The organism is Novosphingobium sp. Gsoil 351, from assembly GCF_009707465.1.
Lineage (GTDB): Bacteria > Pseudomonadota > Alphaproteobacteria > Sphingomonadales > Sphingomonadaceae > Novosphingobium.
The window spans coordinates 599918-616697 of sequence record NZ_CP046120.1; the positions used below are offsets into that span (position 1 = coordinate 599918).

Genomic DNA, 16780 nt, shown 5'->3' on the forward strand with positions numbered 1-16780 from the left:
CCGATAACGACTAGCCGACGGTCTCGCTCGCCAGCACTGCTTTCACCGACGCGATCGCCTCTGCCGCCTTAGCGCCGTCCGGTCCGCCGCCCTGCGCCATGTCAGGCCGCCCCCCGCCGCCCTTTCCGCCGAGCACTTCGACCCCGGCGCGAACGAGATCGACCGCGCTGAAGCGGGCGGTCAGGTCGTCGGTGACTGCCGCCGCGATCGCCGCACGACCTTCGCTGACCGCGACGATCGCCGCAACGCCGGAACCCAGCCGGGCCTTGGCTTGATCGAGCAGTCCGCGCAGTTCCTTGGCTTCCAGGCCATCGATTACCTGACCCGAGAACTTGATGCCGGCGACTTCCTCGTCAGTCGGTCCGGACGCGGCAGCGCCCGCACTACCCAGTGCCAGCGCCTTCTTCGTCTCGGCCAGCTCGCGTTCGAGCCGCTTGCGTTCCTCGACCAGCGCGGCGACGCGCGCCTCGACCTCCTCGGGCGACGTGCGCAGGCCTGCCGCCACCGCCTTCAGTGTTTCCTCACGCCCGACCAGCCACGTCCGCGCTCCCTCGCCGGTGAGCGCCTCGATCCGACGAACGCCGCTGCTGACCGCGCTCTCGGATACGATCCGGAACACCCCGATATCGCCGGTCGCGGTGACGTGCGTGCCGCCGCACAGTTCGACCGAATAGTTGCGCCCGCCATCGCCAGTGCGGCCCATCCCGAGTACGCGGACTTCGTCGCCGTACTTCTCGCCGAACAGCGCCATCGCGCCGGCCTCGATCGCATCGTCCGGGCTCATCAGTCGGGTGGTGACCGGCTGGTTGGCGCGGATTTCAGCGTTAACCTCGGCCTCGACTGCGGCGATGTCCTCGTCCGTCAACGCCTTGGGGTGCGAAAAATCGAAGCGCAGACGGTCGGCGGCGACCAGCGAGCCCTTTTGCGTCACATGCTCGCCGAGCCGGTTGCGCAGCGCGGCGTGGACGAGGTGCGTGGCCGAATGGTTGGCGCGGATCGCGTCGCGGCGCTCGGCGTCGACCTGGAGGTGGACGGTCACGCCCACGCCGATCCGCCCGCTCTCGACCGTGCCGTACATCGCGTGGAGACGGCCCAGCGGCTTGGCGGTGTCGGTGACGGCAATCCGCAGCCCGCCCGGCCCGGTGATCACGCCCGCATCGCCCGTCTGGCCGCCGCTTTCGCCATAGAACGGGGTCTGGTTGGTTAGGACGATCACGGCTTCGCCCGCGTCAGCGGAGGCGACTTCGGCACCGTCCTTGATCAGCGCGACCACCCGGCCCTCGCCCTCGGTCGCGGTGTAGCCGGTGAATTCGCTTGCCCCTTCCCGCTCGGCGATGTCGAACCACAGCTCGCCGTCCGCGGCCTGGCCGCTGCCCTTCCACGCCGCGCGCGCCGCCGCCTTCTGCCGCGCCATCGCCGCATCGAAGCCCGCTCGATCTACCGCGATCCCGCGTGCTCGCAGGGCGTCTTCGGTCAGGTCATAGGGGAAGCCGAAGGTGTCGTAGAGGCGGAACGCGGTCTCCCCCGGAAGGCTGTCACCCGCGCCTAACCCACCGGTCTCCTCGTCGAGCAAGCGCAACCCATTGGCCAGCGTCCGCCGGAACTGGATTTCCTCCCGCTCGAGAGTCTCCTCGATGAGGGGTTGCGCACGGCCCAGTTCCGGAAATGCCTGGCCCATCTCGGCGACCAACGCGGGGACCAGCCGGTGCATCAGCGGATCCTTGGCGCCAAGCAGATGCGCGTGGCGCATGCCGCGGCGCATGATCCGGCGCAGGACATAGCCGCGCCCCTCGTTCGAGGGCAGTACCCCATCGGCGAGTAGGAACGAGACCGAGCGCAGATGATCCGCGATCACCCGATGGCTCGCCTGATTCTCGCCCTGAGCCGCAACCCCGGTCAGGCTCTCCGAAGCGGCGATCAGCGCCCTGAACAAGTCGATGTCGTAGTTGTCGTGGACGCCCTGGAGCACCGCTGCGACGCGCTCCAGCCCCATCCCGGTATCGATGCTCTTCTTGGGCAGGTCGCCGACGATCTCGCCGCCGGCCTGCTCGTTCTGCATGAACACCAGGTTCCAGATTTCGACAAAGCGGTCGCCGTCCTCGTTGGGGCTGCCCGGAGGCCCCCCGGCGATGTGCGCGCCGTGATCGTAAAAGATCTCGCTGCACGGGCCGCAGGGGCCGTCGTCGCCCATCGCCCAGAAGTTATCCTTGGTGGCGATCCGGATGATGCGTTCGTCGGGCAGCCCGGCGATCCGGCGCCACAGATCGAACGCCTCGTCGTCGGTGTGATAGACCGTGGCGGTCAGCTTGTCGGGGTCGAGCCCCCACTCCTTGGTCAGCAGCGTCCACGCGTGGACGATCGCCTGCTCCTTGAAGTAGTCGCCAAAGCTGAAGTTGCCGAGCATCTCGAAAAAGGTGTGGTGCCGCGCGGTGTAGCCAACGTTGTCGAGATCGTTGTGCTTGCCCCCGGCGCGCACGCACTTTTGCGAGGAGGTGGCGCGCGGGTTGGTGCGCGTTTCCAGCCCGGTGAAGACGTTCTTGAACGGCACCATACCGGCGTTGACGAACATCAGCGTGGGATCGTTATACGGCACTAGCGGCGCCGAGGGCACGATCTCGTGCGCGGCCGAGCCGAAGTAATCTAAGAACGAGCGGCGGATGTCGTTGGTAGGGGTCATCACGCGAGCGAATTAGGTTCCCCGCTGCGGTGCGGCAAGCGGTTTAAGGATTGCCGTTCCCTCCCGCCTGCGGGAGGGGCATCAGGGCTGGCAGCTTCGTGCGGTACCAGCACTTTAAGCGCGCCGGGCATGATCGCGAAGGTCAGCGGCAGCGCCATGCGCTCGACCTCACCGTCGAAGGCGACGTCGATTGCGCCGCGGCCTTCGACGACCACTTCCTTCGCATCGGCTAGCGCGCAGAAATCGCGCTCCCCGTCTGCCTTGCCCAACAGCGCCCTGAAAGCGAAGGCGATGAGCGCTAGCGGGCTCGCCTGAGCGACCACGAACAGCGAGAGTACGCCGTCGCTAAGCGATTCGCGCTGGCCCACACTGCCCGCTTCGAGCGAGTAGCGGTTGTTGCCGATGAACAGCAGCGGGGTGACGACGCGTTCGCGCCTGCCGTCGATGCACAGCATCATCGGCTTGGCGCGCAGCGTGCGCAGGACGATCCAAGTCGCCGGGATCGTCCCCAGCCATTTCGGTCCCCAGCGACGGTCCCGCTCGCGCACCAGCTTGGTGTAAAGACCGATTGAGGCGTTGTTGACGAAGACCCGCTCTCCGCCCTTCGCGAGATCGATCTGCTCTGCCTTGCCACCGACGGCGACCTTGGCTGCCTCGGCAAGGTCGGCAGGCATGCCAAGTTGTTTTGCGAGGTGATTGCGGGTGCCGAGCGGCAGGACGATCTGCGCGGTCTCGCTGCTGGCGAAGGTCGCGGCGGCGGAACCCTGCGTTCCGTCGCCCCCGCCGATCGCCACGACCGAACGTCCCGCTGCGGCCTTCACCGCCTCTGTGATGTGCTTGCCCTCGACCAGGCGCAGGTCAATCTCCTGCCCCGCGAAGGCGGCGCGCACGGTCGCCTCGAGCTTGTCGCCGAGCGAAGAAGCGGTGCCGCCACTGGTGTTGACGATCACCGCCACCGGCTCATTCATGCGTTCATGCTTTCGATGCGGTCACGATCCAGGCCGCTGCAGGAAAGGCAACCTCGCCGTGCGCGGATCGTTCCGAGAGAAAGCGTTCGATCCGCGCAACGACCGGCGCACGCTCGGCTTCGGGCAGTTCGCGCAAGGCGCGCGCCGCGGGACCGATGCGCATGAAGAAACCCAGGGCATCGTCCACCGGATCGCTCCCGCTGCCCGCGAGGTAACGATAGTCGACTGGGGCAAACTCGATGTCGCGCCATCCGGCCCCACCAAGCAGCCGTGCGACATAGTCGCGATCGGCGAACGCGAACGGTCCCGGCGCGTGCGGATCGCCGGGGGCCAAGCCGCCGCCGCCGATCAGTTCGCCCAGCGCGCTTGCCCACTCGTTCTCGCGCGGCGAGCGGAAGCAGGAAAAACAAAGCTGCGCATCGTCCGCCGCGACTCGTGCCAGATGGGCGAAAGCACCAGGCGGATCGGCGAAGAACATCACCCCGTGGCGCGAGATATAAAGGTCTGGTTCGCCACGATCGGGCTGCCAGGTTGATGCGTCGGCGAGCGCGAAGGCGCAGTTGGCATGGCCTTGCGAGCGGATCGTGGCGGTGGCGACCAGATCGGCGGAGATGTCGATCCCTAGCACCCGCGCGCCGGGCCGGGCAGCGGCCACCGCCAGCGAAACCTCGCCCGCCCCACAGCCGATGTCTACGATGTCGCGGCCGGGTAGCGCGGCGATGCTGCGCAGCAAATAGGAGTCATCGCAGCAAAGCTGCGGTCGGTCCGCTCCCACTCGGAAGCCCAGCTTCGGCCCACCGGGCCTTCCCATTCGTTGGTTTCGGTCATCCTACCGTCTTACGCCCCCTGCCCGTCGCGGCAAGCGTGTCGGCCACGTGAATCCGCTTGCGACTCGCGCGCGAGAGGCACAGCATGGCGCATCCCAGCGCTTCGGGCGCAGCACGGGCCCGGCGCGCTCCAATCAATTCGGAGAGGAGCCGACGATGGCCACCATCGCACCGCAGGCAAGGACCCCCACCACCGGCAGTGTAGCGAGCGGCGCGGGAGGCGTTCGGGCCGCCGCCACTCGCGCGATCGCTCTGATCGGACCCGCGGGGACCGGCAAGACCAGCCTGGCCGAAGCGCTGCTCTACGCCAGCGGCGCGATCAACCGCCAGGGCAGCGTCGAAGCCGGTAGCAGCGTCGGTGACGCCAGCCCCGAAGCGCGCGCGCGGCGCGGCTCAACCGAAATCAACCTGCTCCATTTCGACTATCTCGACGACCGGTTCGCGCTAGTCGATACCCCCGGCGGCGTCGGCTTCGCCGCCGACGGGCTCGCGGCCCTGCCCGCGGTCGACCTGGCGATTGTCGTGATCGATCCCGACGCCGCGCGAGCCACGCTCGCCGAGCCGTTCCTGCGGCGGATCGACGAGTTAGGCCTGCCCCACGTCATCTTCGTCAACAAGATCGACGCCGCGCGCGCCGGATCGATCCGTGAGGTGCTCGAAGCGCTCCAACCGATGAGCCGCGAGCCGCTCGCGCTTCGCCAATTCCCGATCCGCGAAGGCGAGACCGTAGTCGGCTATGTCGATGTCGCGCTCGAACGCGCGTATCGCTATCGCGCGGGCAAGGAATCCGAGTGCATCGCGATCCCGATCGAGCTGACCGCGCGCGAAAAGGTGGAGCGCCAGAAACTGCTCGAGACGCTTGCCGATTTTGACGACGACCTGATGGACACCCTTCTTATGGACGAGGAGCCCGATCGCGGGCTGATCGTCGCCGACATGGCGGCCGACACGGGGCGTAACAAGGTGGTCCAAGTGCTGTTCGGCTCGGCCACCACCGGAGGCGGGGTGCGTCGACTGATGAAGCTGCTGCGCCACGAGACTCCGGCCCCCGACGCCGCGGCAGATCGGGTCGGACTGGCCGAGGGCGGCGCGCTGCATGTGTTCAAGATCGCCAACGGCGGCGCGATGGGGCGGCTCGCGCTGGGGCGGGTGCTGGGGGGCGCGCTGCGGGAAGGCGAGGAGTTGCTGATCGCGGGCGAACCCGCACGCGCCGGATCGCTCTTTGCGATGCAGGGCGAGAAGACCGTCAAGCAGCCCGAGGCGCGTGCGGGCGACATCGTCGCGGTAGCTAAGATCGATGCCGCGCGCAGCGGGATGCTGCTGGGATCGCGGAACGCGAGGCTGAACGGTGAGCGCACGGTCGCGTATCCGGCGCGCAACGCCGGGGTGGCGATCACCACGCGCAATCGTCAAGACGACGTCAAGCTCTCGACCGCGCTCCACCGGCTGTGCGAGGAGGACCCGGCGCTCGAATGGACCCAAGACGACGCGACGCATGAAACCTTGCTGCGCGGAATCAACGACGAGCATCTGGCATTGACCGTGGCGCGGCTCAAGCGACGCTATGGGGTGGTGGTGGACACGGCCCCGCCACGGATCGCCTATCGCGAATCGGTGCGCAAGTCGGCGACGCAGCGGGGACGCCACAAGAAGCAATCGGGTGGGCACGGCCAGTACGGCGACTGCACGATTGAAATCCGCCCGCTCGAGCGCGGCGAAGGATTCTGTGTTCGAGGACAGGATCACCGGCGGGGTGATTCCCAAGCAGTACATTCCCGCGGTGGAAGCAGGCATCAAGGATGCGATGGAGCGCGGGCCGCTCGGCTTTACGGTCGTCGATGTCGCAGTGAAGCTGACCGACGGCTCCTTCCACGCGGTCGACAGTTCGGAACTGGCCTTCCGCACCGCCGGCCGGATCGCGATGCACGAAGGCCTCGCGCAATGCGCACCGTATCTGCTCGAACCGGTGTGCAGGGTGACGATCGACACTCCGCCCGGTACTGGGAGCAAGGCCGGATCGGTGCTGTCTAGCAGGCGCGGTCAGATCCTCGGATTGGGTCAGCACCCCGACTGGGATCGGTGGGAACGCATCGAGGCGATGCTGCCCGAAGCGGAGCTGCATGGCCTCGACGCGGAGTTGAGGTCGCTGAGCCAGGGGCTGGCGAGCTATACCGCCGAATTCGATCACCTGGCCGAGTTGACAGGACGGCATGCCGACGAGGTGATCAAGGCGCGGGTGGCGGAGGGAGCCGGCTAGGCTTTGGAAGGTCCTTGATGGTGCGTGCAAGGTTTGTGGCGGTCACGGCGATCGCGGCAGCGCTTGCGGCTTGCGCAACGTTCGGCGGCGGCGATCCCGAAGTGCGCGATTTCCAGGCGGGGCTGCGGAGCTGCGGGGTGGTGACCCGCAGCGGCCAGGTGACTTACAGCGCACCGGATGCCCTGCTGACGCTGTCCGCTTCGCGGCAACCCGCGACGGTGAATGCGGGGTGCCTCGCCCGGGTGCTGATCGACCGCGGTATCGAGCTGAAGGCGGCGGATCTCGCTTTCGCGCAGCGCTATGGCGCAGCACTCGAGCGCGAATACGCGGTGCTCGGCGTGCGCAAGGCGAAGTATTGGCTCAAGGTGAACCGCAAGGCGAAAGTTCCGGACTACGCGCCCGGCAAGGAGAGCCTCGGTAGCTATGTCCGCAAGCTAGAGCGGCTTTGCGATGCCCCGACCGGGAGTGTCGGAACCGGCACCGCCGAGGTCATCGTGCCGTGGCTGGAAGGCGAGGCGAACAACCAGGTGTCGTGCGTCTATCTTGCGGCGCTCGCCTCCAATCTGGCGGCGCGCGGGATTAAGTTGGTGTCGCTACCCGAGCAGCGGCCCACGACCGACTGAACGAGAGCTTCGCGCATGAAATCGGCACCAATTTCGCTCGTGTCGAGCGGGTCTGGGGAGATTTGAGGAGCAACCTTAAAACCCAAACCGGCGCGCTCCTGCCGGGGAGCGCGCCGGTCCTGGGTTTGCACCGCCGCCGTAGCGACGGGATGAGGATCAGATGTCATCGTCCCCGTCGGGACCCGCCATCATCTCCTCGGCGACCTTGTCGGTGCGGCTGCGGATCGCAGCTTCCAGACGATCGCACATCTCGGTGTTTTCCTTGAGGAAGGTCTTGGCGTTCTCGCGGCCCTGACCGATCCGGACGCTGTCATAGCTGAACCACGCGCCGGACTTCTCGACCAGCCCGGCCTTGACCCCAAGGTCGAGGATCTCGCCGATCTTGGACACGCCCTGACCGTACATGATGTCGAACTCGACCTGCTTGAACGGCGGGGCGACCTTGTTCTTGACCACCTTGACGCGGGTGGCATTGCCGACGATCTCGTCGCGGTCCTTGATCTGGCCGATGCGGCGGATGTCGAGACGGACGCTGGCATAGAATTTCAGCGCATTGCCGCCGGTGGTGGTCTCGGGATTGCCGTACATCACCCCGATCTTCATCCGCAGCTGGTTGATGAAGATCACCATGCAGCGCGAGCGGCTGATCGAGCCGGTGAGCTTGCGCAAGCTTTGCGACATTAGCCGCGCCTGGAGGCCGACGTGGCTGTCGCCCATCTCGCCCTCGATCTCGGCGCGCGGGACCAGCGCAGCGACCGAATCGATCACCAGCACGTCGATCGCGTTCGACCGCACCAGCGTGTCGACGATCTCGAGCGCCTGTTCGCCGGTGTCGGGCTGCGACACGATCAGCTCGTCGATGTCGACCCCCAGCTTCCTGGCGTAGACCGGGTCGAGCGCGTGTTCGGCATCGACGAACGCTGCGGTGCCGCCGCCCTTCTGCGCCTCGGCGATGACATGCAGCGCGAGCGTGGTCTTGCCCGAGCTTTCCGGGCCGTAGATCTCGATCACTCGCCCCCGCGGCAAGCCGCCGACGCCCAGCGCGATGTCGAGCCCGAGGCTGCCGGTGGAGATCGTCTCCACCTGCATCGTCTCCTTCGAGCCGAGTTTCATCGCCGATCCCTTGCCGAACGCGCGATCGATCTGCGCCAGCGCCGCATCGAGCGCTTTCTGCCGGTCCATGGAGTCCTTGCCTTCCTGTACGAGCTTGAGATTCGCGGCCATTCCGGGTGCCTCCTGGGCCTAGAGTGCGGCGGCCTTGGCCGTCAACCGAAGGTGCGTGTATCGCGTTTGTTCTACAGGAACAAGGGGGGAACGGAAATTTTTCCGGTCCGCTCAGCCTCGCCGCAGCACGCCTTCCACCGCCTCGCCGATCTGGGCGACGCTGAAGGGTTTGGGGAGGAAGTGCATGTTGGGGATGTCGATCTCGCGGCGAAGCTGCTCCTCGGCATAGCCCGACATGAACAGGAACGGCAGCGCCGGCGCGAGCTTGCGGATTTCGCGGGCCATCGCCGGGCCGTCCATCACCGGCATCACCACGTCGCTAACCACCAGATCGAAGGCCTCGCCGGCCTGGACTCGCTCGAGCCCTTCCTCACCGTCGCGCGCCGCGACGACGGTGAACCCGGCGCGGACCAGCGCGCGTTCGGCGACGATGCGGACGGTGTCCTCGTCCTCGACCAGCAGCACATGCCCACCCCCGCTCCACGCCGCGGGAGCGGGCGTGGCGGCTGCTGCGGCGGGCCTTTCTTGCTGGTCCTCGACATGGACCGGCAGGTAGATGCTGAAGGTTGTGCCGCTGTGCGGGGCCGGAGCTGTCTCGCTTTCGGCGAAGACGAATCCGCCCGATTGCTTGACGATACCATAGACGGTGGAGAGGCCGAGACCGGTGCCCTTGCCCAATTCCTTGGTGGTGAAGAACGGTTCGAAGATCTTGCCGAGGTTTTCTGGCGGAATGCCGCCCCCGGTGTCGGACACGATCAGCGCGGTGTAGTCGGCGACGGGGAGGACGTCGCTCTTCATCTTGCGGACCTGGGCGGCGGTGACGCGGCGAGTGGCGAGCTTCAATGTCCCCGCCCCGTCGCCTTTCCCGATCATCGCATCGCGCGCGTTGACCGCGAGGTTGACGATAACCTGTTCGAGCTGGGTCTTGTCCGCCCGCACCGCGCCCAGATCGCGGTCGTGATCGACCGCCAGCGCGATCCGCTCGCCGAGCAGGCGCTTGAGCATCTGGCTGACATCGCTGACCACGTCGGGCAACTGGAGCACTTGTGGGCGCAGCGTCTGCTGCCTTGAGAAGGCAAGAAGCTGGCGGGTCAGGCTCGCGGCGCGGTTTGAGTTGGCGCGGATCTGCTGGATGTCGTCGTAGTCGCTGTCGCCGGGGGTGTGTCGCAGCAGCATCAGATCGCAAAAACCGATGATCGCGGTCAGCACGTTGTTGAAATCGTGGGCGACCCCGCCCGCCAATTGCCCAACCGCCTGCATTTTGGTCGCCTGGGCGATCTGACGCTTGAGCCGGGTCTCCTCGGAGGAATCCTTGAGGCTGAGCAGCACCGCGCCCTCGCCCAGCCCGCGGACTCCGGCGATGCTCAGCGTCACCGGGTCCTCGGGCGCGGTGCGCAGGCGCACCGCCATGTCTCCGGCCGCGGGTGAGCCTTGCGCATAGCGGCGCACCGCATCGGCCAGCGCGCCCTTGTCTTCGCGGATCACCAGGTCGCTGGGATAGGGCGGCGCAATGCGATCATCGTGTCCGGCGGCGCGCAGAAACGCTTCGTTGGCGAACAGGAACCGCCCATCGCGCTCGCACATCGCCAGCCCCAGCGGCAGGCGGCTGAGCAGCGCCTCGATCTGGGGAATGCCGGCCTGGCTCTCGCCCTCGCCGACCCCGCTTTCGAGGAGGATCATCGCCACCGGATCGTTGGCCGGATCGGATGCGGCGCGGGTATCGGGATCGAACAGCGGGAGGTGGACGAGGCGCAGCGCGGGCCCTTTGCGGCCTTCGCGGGCGAAGTAAATGCGGTCAGCCTCGTCGCTGCGCAGGTGCGAAACGAACGAACTGCCTGCGAGGGTGGCCGCAGCGTCTCCGGTGGCCCGCTGGACGAACGAGGCGTTGGCGGAAAGGATCGCACCATCGGGAGCGACCACCGCAGCCTGCAAGCCCGCCTCTCCCAGCACCTTGCCAAGCTTACCGCCAATCGCCCGCACGGCCTCGGCGGCGGCATCGCTCCGGATCACCGGGCTGAGAGTCCAGATCAGGAAATCCTCGCCTCGTCCGCTGCGGCGTACGTCCGCGCGCCAGCGGCCATTGGCTCCATCGACAACTCCCCCGCCCTCCAGGCCCTCGGCGCTCGCCTCGCCATCGCGCCAGGCGGCGCGGGCGGCGCGGTCGAGCCGTTCGAGCGCGCCGGGGTCGAACGCCAGCCGCGGCGGCGCGGTAGCGACCCCGAACCATTCCTCATGCCGGGAATTGGCGCAAACCAGTCGTCCCGCGCGATCGGTAATCGATACCGCGGCATCGGAGCGTTCGATCGCGGCCTGGGTCACCGACCAGTCGGGTGGGGCGAATTCAGCGACGGGCGCGGGTGTTCGGGTCCGGATTAGGACGCGCCCAATCGCGCCCAGCGCGACCAGCCCGCCGGCATAAGCTGCGGCGATCAGCGGTTGTCCCGAAACGAACCAGACGAGCCCGGCGGACGCAAGCAGCATCCCGCCGAGCAGTGCCCGCTCTCCAGCCGGTGCGGGCGGTTCGCTGGTTTCGGCGGTCAGCGCCTGATTCACGCCGCCGCCTCGCGCGCCTGGCGCCGCGCCGCCAGCCGCATCCGCCGCCGCCGCGTCACCCACCAGCGCCAGAAGACGCCGCTCAGCACATAGCCCGCCGAAGCCAGCAGCGAGGCGATGACCAGCAGGCCGAGCGCGGTATCCAGCCCCGCGCCGGTAAGGCGTTGGAGCAAGTCGCCGCCTTGCGTGCTCTGGAGCGTCTCACCGATCGGCTGGACCACGGTCAGCGCGTCGATGTGAAGGAGGAACTCGCCGATCCGGTAGGCGAGCGCGACCAGGGCGAGATAGATCAGAGGAAAGCCGATAAAAGTCGCGGCCAGGGCAGAGGGAATGTTGGCGCGAATGAACACCGCGAGGAACGCGGCGACAACGAAATGCGCAAGCGGGATCATCACGCCCACGAACAGCCCCAGGGCAACCCCGCGCGGCACCGAACGGCGGGTGAAGCGCCACAACTCGGACCGCAGCAGGCGGTGCGCGAACGGCCTGAGCCAGCGGTTGCGCTCGATCTGCGCGGGCGTCGGGATCAGCTTGCGCCAGCGCGCCCTCACGGGCGCGCGCCATACGGGCGGCGGCGCTTGTGGATGATCCACCAGCGCCACACGAGGCTGGTCAGCAGATAGCCGGCCGCCGCGGCAACCACCGCCACCGCCACGAGCCCGAGAGCCAGCACCTTGCCTTCCGAAGTCAGCCACTGGATCCCGCTCCACAGGTCGGTGATCTGGAACAGGTGGTCGATCGGCCCCCCGGCGACCGCCGCGTCGATCCGCAGCAGCCACGCGCCGACCTGGTACGATGCGGCCCAGATAAACGGAGTGGTGAACGGGTTGGTGACGAACGTCGTCAGTGCCGCCACCGGCACGTTGGCGCGCGTCGGGAAGCTGAGGATCGCGGCGAAGATGATCTGCGCGACGGGCAGGAGGATACCGACCAGCAGCCCCAGCGCGACCCCGCGCGGAACCGAGCGGCGGGTGAAGCGCCATAGCTGGCTTTCGAGCACGCGCGCCGGAATCCAGCGGCTGCGCCCCATCTGCTCGCGCGTCGGCATGGCGCGACGCGCCCAGGCGGCGAAGCGGGCGATCGGCGAGCTCATCACCCGTTCTCGCGCATGATCCGCGCCTTGTCGCGCTGCCAGTCGCGGTCCTTGATCGTCTGGCGCTTGTCGGCAGCGTTCTTGCCCTTGGCCAGCGCCAGCTCGACCTTGGCCCGGCCCCGACCGTTGAAATAGACCGAGAGCGGGACCAGCGTCATCCCCTTGCGCTCGACCGCGCCGTGGAACTTGGCGATCTCGCGCTCGTGCAGCAGCAGCTTGCGCGGGCGCTTAGGCACATGGTTGTGGCGGTTGCCGTGGCTGAATTCGGGGATGTTGGAATTGACCAGCCAGACCTCGCCGTTCTTCACCTCGGCATAGCTCTCGGCGATCGAGCCCTCGCCGAAGCGGAGCGATTTGACCTCGGTCCCGGTGAGCATGATCCCGGCCTCATACACATCCTCGATGAAATACTCGAACCGCGCGCGCCGGTTTTCGGCGACGGTCTTCGCCTTGTCGAAGGCTTTGGGGGTCGGACGGGCCATGGTGGGCGCATGTAGGGACGATGTGCAGAAAATGGAATCGATAACCGGCCGAGTCGGACCGATTTAGGCCAGTCCGGCATGCTCCAGAGCTGCATCCACGGCCTTCCTTGCCGCGGCGCTGCATGGGGTCAAAGGCAGGCGCAGATCTTCGGTCAGCCAGTCGTGGACGCGGGTCAGCGCGTACTTAACCGGTCCCGGCGAGGCATCCTCGAACATCGCATAGTGCAGCGGATAGAGCCGGTCGTTGAGTTCACGCGCCTTGACCAGGTCGTTGTCGGCGCAGGCCTGCTGGAACTCGGCGCACAGCTTGGGCGCGACGTTGGCGGTAACCGAGATGCAACCCACCCCGCCCGCGGCGTTGAACGGCAGCGCCAGCTCGTCGTCGCCCGATAGCTGGCAGAAAGTGCCCTCGATCCCCATCCGGTGGTCGGTGACCCGGCTGAGATCGCCGCTGGCGTCCTTGATCCCCACGATCCGCTCGGGGAAGCGATTGACCAGTTCGCACACCGTTTCAGGCAGCAGGTCGGTAACCGTGCGACCCGGCACGTTGTAGAGCACGATTGGAAGCGCGCTGTTTTCGGCGAGGAAGCTGAAGTGCGCGATCAGCCCGGCCTGGCTCGGGCGGTTGTAGTAAGGGGCGACGCATAGCGCGGCCGCCGCCCCGGTCTTGCGGCTAAAGTTCATGTGCAGGCGCGCGTTCATCGTGTCGTTCGACCCGCATCCGGCGATGATCGGCACTCGTCCGGCCGCCTGTTCGATGCAGACCTCGATTACTCGGTGGTGCTCGGCGTTGGACAAAGTCGAGGCTTCGCCGGTCGTGCCGCACGGCACCAATGCGTTCGAGCCGTTATCGATCTGCCAGTCGACGAGCCGGCGAAATGCCTTCTCATCGAACGCCCCGTCGCGAAACGGGGTGACAAGCGCCGGTATCGAGCCGGAAAACATGGACAGGACTCCCCGAATTGGCCAGAATCTTCAGATCAGTGCCGCGGCGCACTGCTATCGTCACGAACCGGGCTTATTCAGCGCCTGATAAGGAGCCGACCCGCAGGATGTCCAGCATGGTCAAGCACAGCATCGCTCTTACTCTCGTCGCCGCAGCGGGATTGCTCGTTCCGCATGCCGCCTCGGCACAGACCGCCGACGACAATGCCTGGGACCGCGCCCGCGCCGCGCTGCGCGCGCAAGGGCCGAGCAACATGGCCTACACAATCGAGCGCTGGAAGACGCTGACCGCTTCCAACCGCTTCGGTTTCTCTGACTATTCGGGGTTCGTCGCCAGCTATCCCGGCCTCCCCGACGAGGACAAGCTGCGCCGCTATGCCGAGGATGCGCTGAGCCGCGAATATGTCGAACCTTCGCGCCTGGTATCGTACTTCGACCGCTTTCCGCCGCTGACCAACCCCGGCCGCGCGCAATACGCACTGGCGCTCGCCTCACTGCGTCGCAGCGAGGCCGAGGCCGTGGCGCGCGCCGCGTGGCGTGGTGGGCCGATGAGCGACGCCGCCGAAGCTGCGCTGTTCAGCCAGTTCTATGCCAAGTTCACTCTCGACGACCAAGATGCGCGGATGGACGCACTGCTGTGGGCGGGAGCGCAAGCGCAAGCGGAACGTCAGTTGGGGTTCGTCTCGCCGGGACGCCGCGCGATCGACTCGGCGCGGCTCGCGGCCCTTTCCGGCAATGCCGCCAATCCGATTGTCTCGACGGTCGAGACCGCCAACTACATGACCGATCCCGGCTATGTCTTCCAGCGCGCCCGGCTGCTGCGCCGAAGCGGGAGCGTCATTGCGGCGCGCAGCCTGCTTGCTACGCGCCCGCCACTCGCGCGCCCCGCCGCCGACCCCGAAAAGTGGGTCGAGGAGATGCTGGTCAACGCCAAAAGCGCGGCGAACGACGGCGATCCGCGCACCGCCGTGCGAATTGCGCAGACCATCGACCAAGCCTTTGCTCCCGGCAGCGATGTCAGCGCGATGACCCTCGGCCTGCGTGACGATTACACCTCGCTGGTATGGCTCGGCGGGACTGAAGCGCTTTGGGACTTGCGCGATCCGTCCGCCGCCTCGCCCTTGTTTTACAAGTACGGCGCCGCGGCCAAGACACCTCAGACTCGCTCGAAGGGCTTCTACTGGGCGGGCCTCGCCGCCGCCCGGGCCAACGATAGCGCCACCGCGCAACGCTATTTCGAGATGGCCGCGCAATATCCCGACTATTTCTACGGCCAGCTCGCGCTCGAGCGCCTGGGCCGCCCGCTGCCGACCTTCCCCGCTGCACCAGCCGCCGTCCCGACCCCGGCCGAGCGCGCCGCGTTCAATTCCGCGCCGCTGACCGCCGCCGTCCGCGAAGTCGCGCGTGAGAGCGATTGGCGCACCGCGATCCGCTTCTTTCGAGAGATTTCCGACCGCGCCGAGACCCCCGGCCAGCATATGCTCGTGGCCGAGATGGCGCAGGCGCTTGGGCGGCGTGACCTGGGTGTCATCGTGGGCCAGGCGGCGGCGGCCAACGGCTATCTCGATTTCCAGTCGATCGCATTCCCGCGAATTCCGGTCCCGCCGGGCACCGCGCAGAGCTGGACGATGATCCATGCGCTCACCCGCCAGGAAAGCCAGTTCGCGCAGAACGCGGTGAGCCATGCGGGCGCGCGGGGGCTGATGCAGCTGATGCCCGGCACCGCGCGCGAGCAGGCGGGCAAGGTCGGCCTCGCTTATTCACCGGATTCGCTGATGAGCGATCCCAACTACAACATGCAGCTCGGCTCGGGCTACTTCGGGCGGATGATGGACTATTTCGGCGGCAGCTATCCGCTGGCCATCGCCGCCTATAACGCCGGGGCCGGCAACGTGAACAAGTGGCTTGCCGCCAACGGCGATCCGCGCACCGGATCGATCAGCTGGGTCGACTGGATCGAGAAGATCCCGCTGTACGAGACCAAGAATTACGTCCAGCGGGTGATCGAAAACGCCGTGGTCTACAGCCACCTCAACCCCGAACGCGCAGCCTACAAGGGCGCCAATCCGGCGAGCTTCTATCTGGGCAAGCGCACCCCGGGGTGAGTTCCGCGGCCGCGACGAACCCCATCACCCCCGCCGGGCTTGCCGCTCTGCGCGCCCGCTACGACCATTTGCTTGGCAACGAGCGTCCCAAGATCGTCGAGGTCGTCAGTTGGGCCGCGGGCAACGGCGATCGCTCGGAGAACGGCGACTATATCTACGGCCGCAAGCGCTTGCGCGAGATCGACCGTGAACTGGCGCACCTGGCGCGGCGGATGAAGACAGCGCGGGTGATCGATCCCGCGTTCCAGCCCGACCGCACGCGGGCCTTCTTCGGGGCCACGATCGAGCTTGCCGACGAGGGCGACACCCGCAAAACGATCACGCTCGTCGGCGACGATGAGCAAGACGCATCGGCGGGAAGGATCGGCTGGTCGAGCCCAATGGCGCGTGCAATGCGCGGCGCGGCGGTCGGGGATTTGCGCCGGGTGCGGCTGCCAGGAGGCGAAAAGGAATGGGAAGTTCTGGCTGTCGCATATCCGCCGCGCGGCGCATGAGGTTTGCGTGGTGGCTGGGCGCCCTCGCCTGCGTCGCAAGCCCTGCCCTTGCCCGCGACAGCCTGGGCCTATTCGACAACTGGGGCGCGTTTCGCGATCCCGCCGTGCCACGCTGCTATGCGATCGCGATCGCCGACAAACCGCGCGGCGCGAAGGCCGAATTCCAGGCCTTTGCCGATGTCGGCCACTGGCCCAAGCGGGCCTTGCGCAACCAGGTTCATTTCCGCCTCTCGAAACGGCTCGCACCCAATTCCGTGATCCGTCTTCGGGTGGACGCGCAGGAGTTCGCGCTCGTGGGCGGTGGCGGCGATGCCTGGGCGGCCGACCGGCGGATGGACGCCGCCATCGTCGCCGCGATGCGCTCGGGCAAGGTGATGCGGGTGCGGGCGCGGGCGGCGGATGGACGCGAGATCGCCGATACCTATCCGCTCCCCGGCGCCGCCAGCGCCATCGACGCGGCAGCGCTGGGCTGCGCCCCGTCCAGATAAACGAAACGGGCCGAGGTTTCCCTCGGCCCGTCCATTTGCGCACA

The 16780-nt window shown here is 67.3% G+C and carries 14 protein-coding genes and 1 pseudogene; 6 read left to right on the forward strand and 9 right to left on the reverse strand.

What is annotated here, in order from left to right; genetic code table 11:
* Positions 1–10: 10 nt before the first annotated feature.
* Genes alaS through GKE62_RS02860 form a run of 3 tightly spaced genes read right to left on the reverse strand, consistent with a single transcriptional unit; the run spans position 11 to position 4378 of the window.
* Entirely contained in the window at positions 11–2677 is a 2667-nt protein-coding gene (gene alaS / locus GKE62_RS02850; protein WP_154690923.1) for an alanine--tRNA ligase, read from the reverse strand.
* Entirely contained in the window at positions 2677–3645 is a 969-nt protein-coding gene (locus GKE62_RS02855; protein WP_154690924.1) for a diacylglycerol kinase family protein, read from the reverse strand. Before GKE62_RS02855 ends, alaS begins: the two co-directional genes overlap by 1 nt.
* 4 nt (positions 3646–3649) lie before the next feature.
* Positions 3650–4378: a trans-aconitate 2-methyltransferase gene (locus GKE62_RS02860; RefSeq protein WP_195908567.1), complete on the reverse strand. Its 729-nt coding sequence runs from the start codon at positions 4376–4378 to the stop codon at positions 3650–3652.
* 250 nt (positions 4379–4628) lie between these two features.
* Between GKE62_RS02860 and GKE62_RS02865 the strand changes: the two are divergent.
* From GKE62_RS02865 to GKE62_RS02870, 3 genes and pseudogenes are all read left to right on the forward strand, one after another.
* Positions 4629–6140, forward strand: a pseudogene (locus tag GKE62_RS02865) (elongation factor G); the annotation flags it as partial.
* Complete coding sequence (locus GKE62_RS19355) at positions 6037–6729, forward strand: hypothetical protein (RefSeq protein WP_255453598.1); 693 nt, start codon at positions 6037–6039, stop codon at positions 6727–6729. The pseudogene GKE62_RS02865 and the gene GKE62_RS19355, both read left to right, overlap by 104 nt.
* A gap of 20 nt (positions 6730–6749) precedes the next feature.
* A complete protein-coding gene (locus tag GKE62_RS02870) occupies positions 6750–7352 on the forward strand; it encodes a hypothetical protein (protein ID WP_154690926.1) in 603 nt (200 codons plus the stop codon).
* Between the two features lie 156 nt (positions 7353–7508).
* On the opposite strand, the gene recA is transcribed toward GKE62_RS02870, so the two are convergent.
* The 6 genes from recA to dapA form a co-directional block, all read right to left on the reverse strand.
* Complete coding sequence (recA, locus tag GKE62_RS02875) at positions 7509–8576, reverse strand: recombinase RecA (protein ID WP_154690927.1); 1068 nt, start codon at positions 8574–8576, stop codon at positions 7509–7511.
* Positions 8577–8687: 111 nt separating this feature from the next.
* A complete protein-coding gene (locus tag GKE62_RS02880) occupies positions 8688–11057 on the reverse strand; it encodes a response regulator (protein WP_154693526.1) in 2370 nt (789 codons plus the stop codon).
* Positions 11058–11125: 68 nt separating this feature from the next.
* A complete protein-coding gene (locus tag GKE62_RS02885; protein ID WP_230206879.1) occupies positions 11126–11680 on the reverse strand; it encodes a DUF2062 domain-containing protein in 555 nt (184 codons plus the stop codon).
* Complete coding sequence (locus tag GKE62_RS02890; RefSeq protein ID WP_230206880.1) at positions 11677–12222, reverse strand: DUF2062 domain-containing protein; 546 nt, start codon at positions 12220–12222, stop codon at positions 11677–11679. The genes GKE62_RS02885 and GKE62_RS02890 overlap by 4 nt, the downstream gene beginning before the upstream one ends.
* Complete coding sequence (gene smpB, locus GKE62_RS02895) at positions 12222–12704, reverse strand: SsrA-binding protein SmpB (RefSeq protein WP_154690928.1); 483 nt, start codon at positions 12702–12704, stop codon at positions 12222–12224. The genes GKE62_RS02890 and smpB overlap by 1 nt, the downstream gene beginning before the upstream one ends.
* Before the next feature lie 63 nt (positions 12705–12767).
* Positions 12768–13649 (reverse strand): 4-hydroxy-tetrahydrodipicolinate synthase, encoded by an 882-nt coding sequence (dapA, locus tag GKE62_RS02900; RefSeq protein WP_154690929.1) that lies wholly within the window; start codon positions 13647–13649, stop codon positions 12768–12770.
* Between the two features lie 116 nt (positions 13650–13765).
* Here dapA and GKE62_RS02905 point away from each other — a divergent pair, with 116 nt between their 5' ends.
* From GKE62_RS02905 to GKE62_RS02915, 3 genes are read left to right on the forward strand one after another with little or no spacing between them, the layout of a single operon-like run.
* Positions 13766–15754 (forward strand): lytic transglycosylase domain-containing protein, encoded by a 1989-nt coding sequence (locus GKE62_RS02905; protein WP_370516046.1) that lies wholly within the window; start codon positions 13766–13768, stop codon positions 15752–15754.
* Entirely contained in the window at positions 15751–16248 is a 498-nt protein-coding gene (locus tag GKE62_RS02910; protein WP_154690931.1) for a GreA/GreB family elongation factor, read from the forward strand. Before GKE62_RS02905 ends, GKE62_RS02910 begins: the two co-directional genes overlap by 4 nt.
* Positions 16245–16736 carry an invasion associated locus B family protein gene (locus GKE62_RS02915; protein WP_154690932.1) on the forward strand — a complete coding sequence of 164 codons (492 nt, stop codon included), beginning with the start codon at positions 16245–16247 and terminating at the stop codon, positions 16734–16736. Before GKE62_RS02910 ends, GKE62_RS02915 begins: the two co-directional genes overlap by 4 nt.
* The last annotated feature ends 44 nt before the right edge of the window (positions 16737–16780 follow it).